Genomic DNA, 13,999 nt, shown 5'->3' with positions numbered 1-13,999 from the left:
AATATGAAAAAAATAGATGCTTTCATTATTTACTCTGATGCCAATCAGGCACAACAAACTGTAAATGAACTAAAGAAATCAGATACAATTAACAATATTTTATTACTTACACCTGAAAACATCAATGAGACAATTGAAGGATGTAAAAGTATTGAAATAGATACATTACTGAGTAGTAATACAATTAAAAAGATTGCACTAAACACTGAATCTGATTATACGGCACTATACATGAAATCAACTGCTTTGAAATTGGGCTATTTTGCCTTAGAAAGAATGATACAGATTGCAGAAGATAGTAGTGCCGGAATGGTATATTCTGATTATTTTGCAATAGTTGCTGGAGAGAAAAAAAACTATCCAGTTATAGATTATCAGGAAGGCAGTTTAAGGGATGATTTCAACTTTGGTTCATTTATCTTATTTAATAGCACTGTTTTTAAGAGAGCTGCAGAAAGAATAAACAGTGAAGATTATAAATTTGCGGGATTATATGACTTACGTCTTAAGGTGTCACAAATAGCTGATCTGGTTCATATTAATGAATTCCTCTATACAGAATTTGAAGAAGACAACAGAGAATCGGGAAAGAAGATATTTGATTATGTAGATCCAAAAAACAGACAGGTACAAATTGAAATGGAAAAAGCATGTACTCAACATTTAAAGGATGTGGGGGCTTATCTTGAACCAATATTCAATCCTATAGAATTTAATATGGATGAATTTGAATATGAAGCTTCTGTAATAATTCCAGTACGAAACAGAATTAAAACTATAAAAGATGCTATTGCATCGGTTTTAAGACAGAAAACTGTTTTCAAATTCAATCTTATAGTAGTAGATAATCATTCTACCGATGGTACTACCGAGGCTATAGAAGAATTTAACAATGACTCTCGTTTAATACATCTAATTCCGAACCGTAATGATCTTGGAATTGGTGGTTGCTGGAACCTGGGAATACATCATCCTCAATGTGGAAAGTTTACAATCCAGCTTGACAGCGATGATATTTATAGCGGAGAAGACACTTTGCAAAAGATTGTCAATGCATTTTATGAACAAAATTGTGCAATGGTAGTAGGTACATATCAAATGACCAACTTTGATCTGGAAATGATCCCCCCAGGAATAATCGATCATAGAGAATGGACTCCTGAAAATGGACGCAACAATGCATTGAGAATAAATGGCTTAGGCGCACCAAGAGCTTTCTACACACCAATTCTACGTGAAATTAAGTTGCCAAATACGAGTTATGGTGAAGATTATGCTGTAGGATTAAGAATATCACGAAATTACCAAATTGGGAGAATATATGATATATTGTACCTGTGCAGACGATGGGAAGATAACTCTGATGCATCACTTGATATTGTCAAAATGAATGGTCATAACCTTTATAAAGATAGAATAAGAACATGGGAACTTCAGGCGAGAAAGAAAATAAAACGAGAGAACCTCTGATACATGTAGGTATTCTACAAAATCAGAATAGAATCAACTTCTCATTACTTTCAACTTATAAACTTCAAGGAAAAAAGTTTTCGAAAGGAGATTATTTTGTAGAGATCGATAATGGTCAGATTAGTTTCAACGGAGAGAGATATGATCAGTTAACTTTTGAAGCAGATCAATTGCATAAGGACAGCTTTGAAATTAAAGATGTAATTATCGGTGTACAGTTTCATTGGGAGAGAAAAGAGAATCAACAGTTTTTAGGTGGATTAAAGTTTATTACTACCGGAGTGGGTGAAAATAAATCTATTACTGTGATAAATATCGTCTCTCTTGAAGATTATCTAAAGAGTGTTATCTCTTCTGAAATGAGTTCTACCAGCTCGGAAGAATTACTAAAAGCTCACTCTATTATATCACGAAGCTGGTTGCTTGCACAGATCATTAAAAACAAATCAATAAACAAAGAAAAAAAAGTTTATCAGACTTCAATTGAAACACCAACTGAAATTATAAGATGGTATGATCGGGAAGATCATGAAGATTTTGATGTTTGTGCAGATGATCATTGTCAGCGCTATCAGGGAATTACAAGACAAACAACAGAACTGGTTGACAGAGTTGTAAATGAGACTTGGGGAAAGGTTATTTCCTATAAGGGTTCTATTTGTGATGCACGTTATTCAAAGTGTTGCGGAGGCATAATGGAAACATTTGAGAATGTTTGGGAACCAATTGTTCATCCATATCTTCAGGGAAAACCGGATAATTATAGTGGTATTCCATTACCAGACCTTTGTATTGAAGAAGAAGCCGAAGAGTGGATCAGAAGTTCACCAGATGCATTTTGCAACACTCAAAACACTAATGTGCTTAAACAGGTTTTGAATGATTATGACCAGGAGACTGCTGATTTTTACAGATGGACAAAAACGTATAGTCAGGAAGAACTTTCAGCATTAATTTATGAACGTACCGGGATTGATTTTGGAGAGATAGTTGACTTACAACCTTTGGAAAGAGGTACATCCGGACGAATCATTAAACTTAAAATAATAGGGACTGAAAAGGTTTTAGTTATTGGTAAAGAACTCGAAATCAGAAGAGCTTTATCCAAATCTCATCTTTACAGTTCTGCTTTTGTTGTTGATGCCTCAGAAGAAAATGATGAAGGTATACCTCAAATGTTTGTATTAACAGGTGCCGGATGGGGACATGGAGTCGGACTTTGTCAGATCGGTGCCGCAATGATGGCTGATAAAGGTTATAAATACAAAGAGATCCTACTTCACTATTTTCCCGGGTCTAATATCAAAACAGAATACTAATAAAACATTTGACTAAAAGTCTTTGCTTTACAAACAACTAATAAAAGAAATGAAAAACAAACTAAGTAGAAAAGCAACATTTCGTAATCCATGGACATGGGTGCCTACTCTTTATTTTGCAGAAGGTTTACCTTATGTAGCAGTTATGACAATTTCAGTAATCATGTATAAACGATTGGAACTATCGAATACAGAGATTGCACTTTATACAAGCTGGCTTTATTTACCTTGGGTTATTAAGCCATTTTGGAGTCCATTTGTAGATATACTTAAAACTAAACGATGGTGGATAGTTTCCATGCAATTGCTTATTGGTGCAGGTTTGGCTGGAATTGCATTCACCCTCCCTACCCCATTTTGGCTTCAGGCTTCACTCGCTTTCTTCTGGCTTATGGCATTTAGTTCAGCCACTCACGACATAGCTGCTGATGGTTTTTATATGCTATCTCTAGATGATTCTCAACAATCATTTTTTGTTGGTATAAGAAGTACTTTTTATCGACTTGCCTCTATAACGGGACAAGGATTTTTAATAATACTTGCAGGTTTCTTCGAGAGGAAAGTAGACATACCAACTGCATGGAGCTTAACCTTTTTCATTATGGGTGGATTATTTATTGCATTTTTCGTTTACCATCGCTTTGTTCTCCCATATCCAGTCTCAGATTCAGGTAAAGCAGCAAACACTCCAAAAGAAGTAATGCGTGAATTTGGCAATACATTCAGATCTTTTTTTACAAAGAAGGGTATTGGACTGGCTCTTGTTTTTATACTATTATACCGTCTTGCAGAAGCAATGCTGGTAAAACTTGCATATCCTTTTCTACTTGATCCCAGAGAAGTTGGAGGTCTCGGCTTAGCTACACAAGATGCAGGTATAGCATATGGAACTGTTGGAGTTATTGCGTTAACTATCGGAGGAATAATTGGTGGAATATTAGCATCACGTCAAGGTTTGAAATATTGGTTATGGCCAATGGCATTAGCTATTACACTTCCAAACGCCGCCTATCTCTTATTGTCTGTTTATCAACCAGAAAATTTTCTTTGGGTAAACCTTGCAGTATTCATTGAACAGTTTGGTTATGGTTTTGGATTTACTGCTTATATGTTATACATGATTTATTTTTCACAAGGTGATCACAAAACTGCACACTACTCAATTTGCACAGGTTTTATGGCACTTGGAATGATGTTGCCGGGTATGGCCGCAGGTTGGATACAGGAACAACTTGGATATATTAACTTCTTTATATTTATATTGATTGCTATAATACCAACTCTAATAATTATTCCATTTATGAAAATAGATAAGGATTTTGGTAGAGCTAAGAAAAAAAATAAAAAAACCGAAACAGACAATAGTGGGGATAATCAGTAATCTGATTATTAAAAACAAACAATTTATTAATATAGTATGAAAATAAATAATATTATATTGCTAGTTACAGTTATTGGATTTATATTTTGCACATCATCTTTTGCTCAAGATATAAAGATTAAGACAGGAATTGAGGTTCTTAAAAATGATAACTTTAAACAACTACGAGGAAAACGAGTGGGATTAATTACAAACCCTACAGGAGTTGATGACAACTTAAGATCAACTATAGATATTCTACACGAGGCTAATGGTGTGGAATTGGTTGCGCTTTATGGACCTGAACATGGGGTACGAGGTGATGTTCATGCAGGAGACAAAGTATCCGATTTTAACGATCCGAATACTGGAGTACCTGTCTATTCTCTGTATGGTTCTACAAGAAAACCAACTTCTGAAATGCTTGAGGGGATTGACGTATTAGTCTATGATATACAGGATATTGGTTGTCGCTCGTACACATACATTTCTACTATGTACCTGGCAATGCAGGCTGCTTCAGAAAATAATATCGAGTTTATGGTACTTGACCGTCCAAACCCCTTAGGTGGACAAAAAATTGAAGGTAACCTTGTTGAGGATGGCTTCATTTCATTTGTAAGTCAGCTTAAGATACCATATATATATGGACTTACATGCGGTGAGTTAGCCGAGATGATTAACGGTGAAGGTATGTTAGAAAATCCCTGTAAATTGTCTGTAATTAAGATGAAAAAATGGAAAAGAAAAATGAAATTTGAAGATACCGGCTTGCCTTGGGTCCCAACCTCACCTCATATACCATTCTATCACTCTGCCTACTATTATCCTGTTACAGGAATATTGGGTGAACTAGGTTATGTATCAATAGGTGTTGGTTATACCCTACCTTTTGAAATTGTTGCCGCCGAATGGATAAATGCAGAGGAATTTGCCGCTGCCCTTAATTCTAAAAGTCTATCTGGAGTTAATTTTCGTCCAATTCATTTAAAGCCCTACTATTCTGTTGGCCAAGGTGAGAATTTTCAGGGAGTCCAAATATATATTACCGATTTCTCCAAAGTTCGCCTCTCAGATATTCAGTTTCACATCATGGAAGTGGCAGCTAAACTATTTCCCGATAAGAAAGTTTTTGATCATGCTTCAGAAAATCGGTACAATATGTTTGACAAAGTATGCGGAAGCGATAAAATCAGAATTGAATTTTCAAAGAACCATTCCTATAAAGATATAAGCAGACATTGGACTAAAGATGAAGATTACTTTAGAAAGCTTTCAAAAAAATATTATCTTTATAAATAATAAGCACAATTTTATCAAATTACATTTAGCCGTATAAATGAATAAAATTACATTTCCACATCAAAGTGGCAGACTATTATCACTGGATATACTTAGAGGAATTACAATAGCCGGTATGATTATGGTAAATAATCCCGGATCGTGGAATTATATTTACACACCACTTGGTCATGCTCATTGGCACGGTCTTACTCCAACCGATCTTGTATTTCCGTTTTTTATGTTTATTATGGGTGTATCTACATACATGTCCCTAAGAAAATTCGATTTCGAACCATCAGGCGCTGCAATATGGAAAGTAGTACGTCGCACGATATTAATTTTTTTAATTGGACTTGCATTGGGATGGTTTGGACAACTTTGCAGGGGACTTGCATCAAGTGAATCATTTATTGAGGCTGCCGGTCATTTTGATACAATTAGAATTCTTGGAGTTTTACAGCGGCTTGCTCTTGCATATGGATTTGCATCACTGATAGCGCTTCTTTTTAAAGAAAGGCATATCATATTGACCATTTCTATACTATTGATTGGGTATTATTTTTTGCTGTTGGTTGGTAACGGATATGAGATGTCGGAACAGAATATAATTTCTGTTGTTGACAGAGCAATATTAGGAGAAAACCATATGATAAGTGATTGGACAGAAGAGGGTGTTAAAATAGCATTTGAGCCAGAAGGATTATTAAGTACAATTCCATCAATAGCCCATGTCCTTATTGGTTTTCTTTTTGGAGGTTTAATCATAAAACATAAAGATAATCATACAAGAGTAGAAAAGCTATTGATCTGGGGAACTGTTTTGGCTTTTTCCGGGCTGCTTTTTAGCTATAATTGTCCTATAAATAAAAAAATCTGGAGCCCTACTTTTGTTCTTACAACAACTGGTTTTGCAGCTCAATTGCTCGGTTTATTAATATGGATTATTGATATCAACCAAAATAAAAAATGGAGTCGATTTTTCCATGCTTTTGGAGTTAACCCTCTGATAGTTTATGTCTTTGCCGGGGTTATGGCAAATCTTTTATTAAATATTAAAGTTAGCTGGCAAGGCGAAATTATACCAATTAAGAATTATATATACAGCACTCTAATTCAACCATGGGCAGGTAATTATTTTGGATCGTTATTATACGCTCTCTTATTTGTATCAGCTTGTTGGTTGTTTGGCTATATTTTATATAAGAGAAATATATACATAAAGATTTAATTATAAAACAGCGTTTTGAAAAGATTAATTGCAGATAGTGGCGCAACTAAGACTGATTGGTGCCTCATAAAAGGAAATGAAATATTAAAACATTATTCAGGAAAAGGAATAAGTCCGGTATTTCAAACAGAAGACCAAATATCAAATGAAATTCATAATAATGTTTTTCCTGAGTTCAAAGAGTGGAATATTAGTAAAATTCATTTTTATGGTTCTGGATGCATAGCTGAAAATATTCCTATTGTAAAGAATGCAATTTTTAAGATATTCCCTATTGAGACTATCGAAGTTTATAGTGATCTGATTGCAGCCGCACATAGTTTATGTGGCCATAAACCTGGAATTGCATGTATATTAGGTACTGGAAGTAATTCCTGTGAGTGGGATGGTAATAGAATAATAAATCAGATCTCACCTCTAGGATTTATTTTAGGAGATGAAGGCAGTGGTGCCTATATAGGTAAAAAATTGATCGGAGATGCTTTAAAAAATCAATTGACACCAGGATTAAAAGAGTTGTTACTAGACGAATATGAACTAACTCCCTCAATCATTATCGACAAAGTTTACCGCCAACCCTTTCCAAGTCGTTTTTTGGCAAGCCTATCACCATTTATTAGTAAACATCTGGATGATGAGTCTATCAGGCAGATTGTAATTAATAGCTTTAATGACTTTTTCAAAAGAAATATCATGCAGTATAATTTTAGTGAAAAGAGTGTTAACTTTGTGGGTTCCATTGCCTGGTATTATTCGGATATATTAAAAGAAACTGCACAATTAAATGGAATTATTACAGGAAAGATATTGAAATCCCCTATGATCGGTTTAATTGAGTATTATTCAAAAACACTTTAATTGAAATTATATGTCATTTGATAAGCTAACAGAACAACCATCTCTTTACGACAATCTTGAAAATAAAACAGTTGAAGAGATACTTCATGAAATTAATTTAGAGGATCAGAAAGTAGCTTTAGCTGTTCAAAAAACAATACCGCAAATAGAGAAGCTGGTTACTGGTATCATTGAAAGAATGAAAAAAGGTGGACGTCTTTTCTATATAGGTGCAGGTACTAGCGGTAGACTTGGAGTATTGGATGCATCAGAAATTCCTCCAACCTATGGGATGCCAAACACCTATGTGATTGGATTGATTGCAGGAGGCGATATAGCTCTGCGAAATCCTGTTGAAGCTGCAGAAGATGATTTTGAAAAAGGATGGGAGGAATTAAAAGAGTTTAAGATTAATCAAAATGATGTTTTGGTTGGAATTGCAGCATCGGGTACAACACCCTATGTTATTGGAGCTTTACGCAACGCTCGTGCAAATGGAATTCTTACTGCAGCGATATGTTGTAATCCCGGATCACCTGTCGCAACAGAAGCAGATATAAAGATAGAACCAATTGTGGGACCTGAATACGTAACTGGAAGCACAAGGATGAAATCAGGTACAGCACAAAAATTGGTTTTGAACATGATTTCAAGTACAACAATGATTAAACTTGGCAGAGTAAAAGGCAACAGAATGGTTAATATGCAGCTCACAAACCAGAAGTTAGTTGACAGAGGTACACGTATGTTAGTTGAAGAACTAGGTCTACCCTATGAACAGGCTAAAAATTTATTGATATTACATGGTTCAGTTAGTAACGCATTGAAAAACTTCAGACAATAATTTTTATAATGGCAGTTATTATTCAGACTAATCATCCGGATATTTTATTGGATAAGATTTACGAAGCAATCGAAAATAAAAAGGCCGAAAAGTGGGAGTGTACAGAGGATGGAAGATTAACTTATGGTGCATTAATATGGAAAAATGAAGCTTTTTTTAAACCCCAAATCTGGGTAGATGATAAGGAGTTACGTTTTGGATTGTTAAAACGAAAAGACAGAAAACATATCTCCTCAAAACTATATGCTACATTTCATACAAAGCTAATAGAGATGCTCTTACTCAGATTCGATAAAGATTTTAAATCTGTAACTGCTACTGCTAATAGAACAGATCCAGATTGTTTTTAATATTCTTATGAACTTTTGACATGAATAAAAAGATATTTATATTTTTCATACTTGTAAGTTACACAGTTTTATCTGTTGCACAGGAGACTAGTTATAAAACAGTTTTAGACATTCCGTATTACGATGAAATTACCAGACAACAAAATAATTCAATAAATGAGAGATGTAACTTAGATATATATTATCCCACAAACGTAAAAAGATTTGCCACTATTGTTTGGTTTCATGGAGGTGGACTTACAGCCGGAAATAAAGAAATACCTGAAGCACTTAAAAACAAAGATCTTTGTGTAATTGGTGTAAATTACAGACTTTCACCGCAGGCTAAAGCACCTGATTATATTGAAGATGCAGCCGCGGCTGTAGCATGGGTATTCAAAAATATAGAAGAATTTGGAGGAGACAGATCAAAAGTTTTTGTTTCAGGACATTCAGCAGGAGGATATTTGACAATGATGATTGGATTAAATAAAGAATACTTAGCAAAATATAAAATAGATGCCGACAGTATAGCCGGACTTATCCCTTTAAGTGGACAAACTATAACCCATTTTAATATCAGGGAAGGATATGGCATGAAAGATACACAGCCATTTGTAGATAAGTTTGCCCCACTTTATCATGTAAGGAATAGTGCACCTCCGTTATTACTGATTACCGGGGACCGTGAATTGGAGATGCTTGGAAGATATGAAGAGAATGCATATTTGGCACGAATGATGAAGATTGTAGGACATAAAGATACAAGACTTATTGAAATTCAAGGATATGGACATGACATGACGTTTCCTGCTTTCCCTTTATTAATAAGGGAAGTTGATCAAGTTTTGCAATTGAAAAAATAAACTATTATATTATCCTGAAAAAAGAATGTATATAGAAAGAATAACACAAATTGATGAAAGTATTGTTGATGCTTTTAAGAAATTAATGCCCCAACTAACAGGAAGAGATGAGTACCCATCATATGATGAACTTAATAAAGTTATTGAATCAGACAATGTTCATCTATGTCTTGCATATGATGAAAATAAAAGAGTGATTGGAACAGTAACAGTGGTATTTGTTACTATTCCTACAGGTGAAAAAGCATGGATTGAGGATGTAATTGTTGATAAAGATGAAAGAGGAAAAGGTCTTGGTACTGCTTTAATATGGCACGCATTACAAATTGCCCGCGATAAAGGAGTAACCAAGATTGACCTGACTTCACATCCCAGTCGTATAGCCGCAAATAAACTATATCAAAAATTAGGATTTGAGAAAAGAGAATCTAATGTTTACAGATTCAATCCTGATAAGTAGTAATCTGAATGAGTAAATTTATGGGAGTTTATAAACAACGTTGTTTATATTCATACCTGCACCAACGGAAGCTAATACAATAATATCACCACTCTCAAGTTGATGATCGTCCATTGTATCTCGAATAATCATATCCAGTAGTGTAGGAACTGTTGCTACAGAGGAATTCCCAAGCCATGAGATTGTCATTGGCATAATATACTCAGGAACTTCATTAATATTATATAGCTCAAACAAACGCTTCAAGATTGCATCGTCCATTTTTCCGTTTGCCTGATGAATCAAAACTTTACTTATATCAGTGATATTTAAGTTTAATTTATCAAGGCCTGCCTTAATTGCATTTGGTACGTTTGACAATGCATATTGATATAGTCTGCGACCATTCATTTTTAGAAAATGCACTTTTTTCTTTGCAAGTCCTGGTTCATATGAATATCCCATATAAAGCATTTTTGCATAATCCAATGCATCACTACGTGAATTATGGCCAAGAATACCTATCGGGGTCTCGCTCTCTCTTGCTTCCATAATAGCTGCTCCTGCTCCATCTGCATAAATCATACTATCACGATCGTGAGGATCTGAAATACGTGAGAGTACATCGGCCCCAACAACTAGTATTTTTTTAGCATCTCCTGATTTGATATAGTAGTCTGCCTGAATAACTGCCTGAACCCAGCCTGGACATCCAAACAACACATCGTATGCAATTGCGGAAGGGTTTCTAATGCCTAGTTTCTGCTTTAATCTTGCAGCCATCGTTGGTAAAACATCTATTTGAATATCATCAACTCTGGTTTCTCCGAAATTGTGTGCAAAAATTATATAGTCTAGTTCTTCTTTATCTATACCTGCAGATTCAATAGCTTTATTAGATGCAATAAGTGCAAGATCTGAAGTGACTTGATCATCTTCTGCATATCGCCTTTCTGCAATAGTCGTAATTTCTTCAAATTTACGGGTAATTTCTTCATTAGGAGTATCTAACTTCTTCCCAGTTGAATCATAAAATTCATTTGAGTGAAAGAAATCATTCTTAATTTGTTTAGTTGGAACATAACTCCCTGTTCCCGTAAATACACTATATATTTTCTTCATTATGCACCGTTATCTATAAATGTTAAACATTTGATTAACCTATATTAAAACAATTAAATAGCAAAGATATAAAATTATTCATTCAAAATTCTTTTTAAATTTTGAAATTAAATTTTATCAGAATCAACTAATAATTAATTAATCATTCGAAAGATCTTCAAACAACTCAAGTTCAAAATAGACCGCTGCAGAAGTTATATGATCAAAAATATCGGATACAATAGCTTCATATTCAACCCATGCAGTAGTTGCAGTAAAAAAGTATAACTCAAGTGGCATTCCTTTCTCATTAGGCTGAAGTTGTCTTACTATAAGTAATAATTCCTTGTGGACCTTTGGATGACTCTTCAAATAATTATAAATATATTGCCTGTAAAGGCCAATGTTAGTTAGATTACGTCCATTGATTAGCAATGATTTGTCAACACTGTTTTCTTTGTTGTATTTGTCTATCTCTTTTACTTTGGTTTTAACATATTCTGAGATAAGTTCGATTTTGTAGAGATGTTCTAGTTCATCAGGTCTGATAAAACGTATTGTACTTTGTTTGATATGCACTGAACGCTTAAGTCTCCTACCTCCTGTCTCTTGCATCCCTCGCCAATTTTGAAAGGAATCTGATACCAATGCATATGGAGGTAAGGTGGTTATTGTTTTATCAAAATTCCTAACTTTAACTGTTGTTAGCGTTATTTGAATGACATCACCATCAGCACCATATTTTGGCATCGTTATCCAATCACCAATTCTAACCATATCATTAGCACTTACTTGCAGACTGGCAACAAAACCCAAAATGGAATCTTTAAAAATTAACATTAATATTGCTGATCCGGCACCCAGGCCTGCGATAACTGTAGTTGTATCTTGTCCTGTGAGAATTGAGAACAGTATAATAAATCCTATAATGTAAAAGACAATCTTGATAACCTGGACATAACTATCAAGTGGTTTATCTCTCAGACTTGGTTTTAATCGTATTGTATCAGAGGCAGCATTAATTACTGACATGATAAGCCAGATGATATAGAATATCAAATAGACATCTGCAGCCTTATTCATAAAATTCATTAGCTTGGGAAATTGGTCGAACACTATAGGAATAGATCCTTTAACTATACTGAATGGTAGGACCATTGCCAAATAATGCGGAAATCGTCTTTTTTCAAGATGAGTAAGAATTGGAATCTTAGTGATTTTTGCAGATCTGTTTAAAATCAGTCGTAATATATATCGGGTTATGTTTTGAACAATAAATACCACAATAATCAAAGCAGTTGCTAATAATAACATATTAAGGTACTTAACCCCTATCTCCGAAATGCCGATATCGTTTAATAAATTTATAGACCAATTACTTATTGCGCTTGTTGATCGTGATATTTGCTCTATTTTTTCCTCATTCATAGTTTGTTATCAATTTTATATACTCAATCTTAGATGTGCAGAATAATTACTATTTATGACAGGATTATATCTTTTTGCTCAGTACAAATATAGTAATTTCACTTTAACTAAAAAAAGCACTACTTAAAACACCCTTTGATTCTATTTTCAACAATAGACATTATAATAATGATTTTTTATGTAAGTTTGTACTAAGGAATATCAAATTTAAAATACACAAAATATGGGAAAAGTACTTATTATTGGTGCCGGAGGTGTTGGTACAGTGGTAGCCAATAAGGTTGCACAGAACAGCAATGTTTTTACAGATATCATGTTAGCAAGCCGCACAAAAAGTAAATGTGATGATATTGCAGAAAGTGTAAAAGAAAGAACCGGTATAACAATTAAAACTGCCAGAGTTGATGCGGATAATGTTCCTGAATTAGTTGCACTAATGAATGAGTTTAAACCCGAAATTGTTATAAATGTTGCTCTTCCTTATCAGGACCTAACAATAATGGATGCCTGTTTGGAAGCGGGTGTAAACTACTTGGACACCGCAAATTACGAACCAAAGGATGAGGCAAAGTTTGAGTATAAGTGGCAATGGGCATACAAAGATAAATTTGAGAAAGCAGGATTAACAGCAATTCTTGGTTGTGGATTCGATCCAGGAGTTACTAGTATATTTACTGCATACGCTGCGAAACATCATTTTGATGAGATTCATTACCTCGACATTGTAGATTGTAATGCCGGTGATCATGGAAAAGCATTTGCTACGAACTTCAATCCGGAGATAAATATTCGTGAAGTAACTCAGAAAGGGAAATACTGGGAAAATGGAGAGTGGATTGAAACAGAGCCACATGAAATACATAAACCTCTCACCTACCCTGAAATAGGACCAAAAGAATCATACGTAATATATCACGAAGAGCTGGAGTCACTAGTGAAAAACTTTCCAACCCTTAAACGTGCTCGTTTCTGGATGACTTTTGGTCAGGAGTATCTTACCCATCTTCGTGTAATTCAGAATATAGGTATGGCTCGTATTGATGAAGTTGAATATAATGGTCAAAAGATAGTTCCTATTCAATTTCTTAAGGCGGTGTTACCTGATCCGGGTGAACTGGGAGAAAACTATACCGGTCAAACATCGATTGGCTGCCGTATAAAAGGAGTAAAAGATGGTAAAGAAAGAACCTATTATATATATAATAACTGCAGTCACGAAGAAGCTTATAAAGAAACAGGTGCTCAGGGTGTAAGCTATACTACTGGGGTTCCGGCTACAATAGGAGCTATGATGTTTATGCAGGGAATTTGGAAAAAACCGGGAGTTTTTAATGTTGAAGAGTTTAATCCGGATCCGTTTATGGAACAATTAAAAATTCAGGGACTTCCCTGGCTTGAGTTGTTTGACATTGACCTGGAGGTTTAAACAGGTTTTACAAAGTTTATTTTGAGTCATTTTGATTACTTTTGTGAAATAAAGTTCTCGATAAGAAA

Annotated in this window: 13 protein-coding genes; 11 read left to right on the top strand and 2 right to left on the bottom strand. The window is 34.5% G+C overall.

The genetic code is table 11. The features are described 5' to 3' along the window. Positions 1-3: 3 nt before the first annotated feature. Genes BN1354_RS03305 through BN1354_RS03260 form a run of 10 tightly spaced genes read left to right on the top strand, consistent with a single transcriptional unit; the run spans position 4 to position 9,997 of the window. Positions 4-1,470 (top strand): glycosyltransferase family 2 protein, encoded by a 1,467-nt coding sequence (locus BN1354_RS03305; RefSeq protein ID WP_053826227.1) that lies wholly within the window; start codon positions 4-6, stop codon positions 1,468-1,470. Beyond that, on the top strand, positions 1,425-2,789 hold the full coding sequence (locus BN1354_RS03300; RefSeq protein ID WP_045089723.1) for a SpoIID/LytB domain-containing protein: 1,365 nt from the start codon (positions 1,425-1,427) through the stop codon (positions 2,787-2,789). Before BN1354_RS03305 ends, BN1354_RS03300 begins: the two co-directional genes overlap by 46 nt. A 49-nt stretch (positions 2,790-2,838) precedes the next feature. Next, positions 2,839-4,170 carry an MFS transporter gene (locus BN1354_RS03295; RefSeq protein WP_053826226.1) on the top strand — a complete coding sequence of 444 codons (1,332 nt, stop codon included), beginning with the start codon at positions 2,839-2,841 and terminating at the stop codon, positions 4,168-4,170. Positions 4,171-4,206: 36 nt separating this feature from the next. Beyond that, a complete protein-coding gene (locus BN1354_RS03290; RefSeq protein WP_045089724.1) occupies positions 4,207-5,451 on the top strand; it encodes an exo-beta-N-acetylmuramidase NamZ family protein in 1,245 nt (414 codons plus the stop codon). Positions 5,452-5,488: 37 nt separating this feature from the next. Beyond that, positions 5,489-6,661: an acyltransferase family protein gene (locus BN1354_RS03285; protein ID WP_045089725.1), complete on the top strand. Its 1,173-nt coding sequence runs from the start codon at positions 5,489-5,491 to the stop codon at positions 6,659-6,661. A 15-nt stretch (positions 6,662-6,676) separates the two neighbouring features. Then, on the top strand, positions 6,677-7,519 hold the full coding sequence (locus tag BN1354_RS03280) for an ATPase (RefSeq protein WP_053826225.1): 843 nt from the start codon (positions 6,677-6,679) through the stop codon (positions 7,517-7,519). A gap of 10 nt (positions 7,520-7,529) precedes the next feature. Then, positions 7,530-8,342: an N-acetylmuramic acid 6-phosphate etherase gene (gene murQ / locus BN1354_RS03275; RefSeq protein WP_045089727.1), complete on the top strand. Its 813-nt coding sequence runs from the start codon at positions 7,530-7,532 to the stop codon at positions 8,340-8,342. Between the two features lie 8 nt (positions 8,343-8,350). Continuing rightward, positions 8,351-8,692, top strand: coding sequence for a hypothetical protein (locus BN1354_RS03270; RefSeq protein ID WP_045089728.1), 342 nt, complete (start codon positions 8,351-8,353; stop codon positions 8,690-8,692). A gap of 20 nt (positions 8,693-8,712) precedes the next feature. Beyond that, on the top strand, positions 8,713-9,537 hold the full coding sequence (locus BN1354_RS03265; protein ID WP_053826224.1) for an alpha/beta hydrolase: 825 nt from the start codon (positions 8,713-8,715) through the stop codon (positions 9,535-9,537). Between the two features lie 25 nt (positions 9,538-9,562). Further along, a complete protein-coding gene (locus BN1354_RS03260; RefSeq protein ID WP_045089730.1) occupies positions 9,563-9,997 on the top strand; it encodes a GNAT family N-acetyltransferase in 435 nt (144 codons plus the stop codon). 18 nt (positions 9,998-10,015) lie between these two features. On the opposite strand, the gene BN1354_RS03255 is transcribed toward BN1354_RS03260, so the two are convergent. Together BN1354_RS03255 and BN1354_RS03250 are read right to left on the bottom strand one after the other, a co-directional pair. Beyond that, the gene (locus BN1354_RS03255) at positions 10,016-11,098 is read right to left on the bottom strand and encodes a 3-oxoacyl-ACP synthase III family protein (protein ID WP_053826223.1); all 1,083 of its coding nucleotides are present in this window, start codon (positions 11,096-11,098) and stop codon (positions 10,016-10,018) included. Positions 11,099-11,236: 138 nt separating this feature from the next. After that, positions 11,237-12,391, bottom strand: coding sequence for a mechanosensitive ion channel family protein (locus tag BN1354_RS03250; protein ID WP_231623062.1), 1,155 nt, complete (start codon positions 12,389-12,391; stop codon positions 11,237-11,239). A gap of 337 nt (positions 12,392-12,728) precedes the next feature. Here BN1354_RS03250 and BN1354_RS03245 point away from each other — a divergent pair, with 337 nt between their 5' ends. Continuing rightward, positions 12,729-13,931 carry a saccharopine dehydrogenase family protein gene (locus tag BN1354_RS03245; protein WP_053826221.1) on the top strand — a complete coding sequence of 401 codons (1,203 nt, stop codon included), beginning with the start codon at positions 12,729-12,731 and terminating at the stop codon, positions 13,929-13,931. Positions 13,932-13,999: the final 68 nt, after the last annotated feature.

This window comes from Lascolabacillus massiliensis, from assembly GCF_001282625.1.
GTDB lineage: Bacteria > Bacteroidota > Bacteroidia > Bacteroidales > Dysgonomonadaceae > Proteiniphilum > Proteiniphilum massiliensis.
The sequence above is the reverse complement of the archived record's forward strand: the minus strand, read 5'-3'. Positions and strand labels throughout refer to the sequence as shown.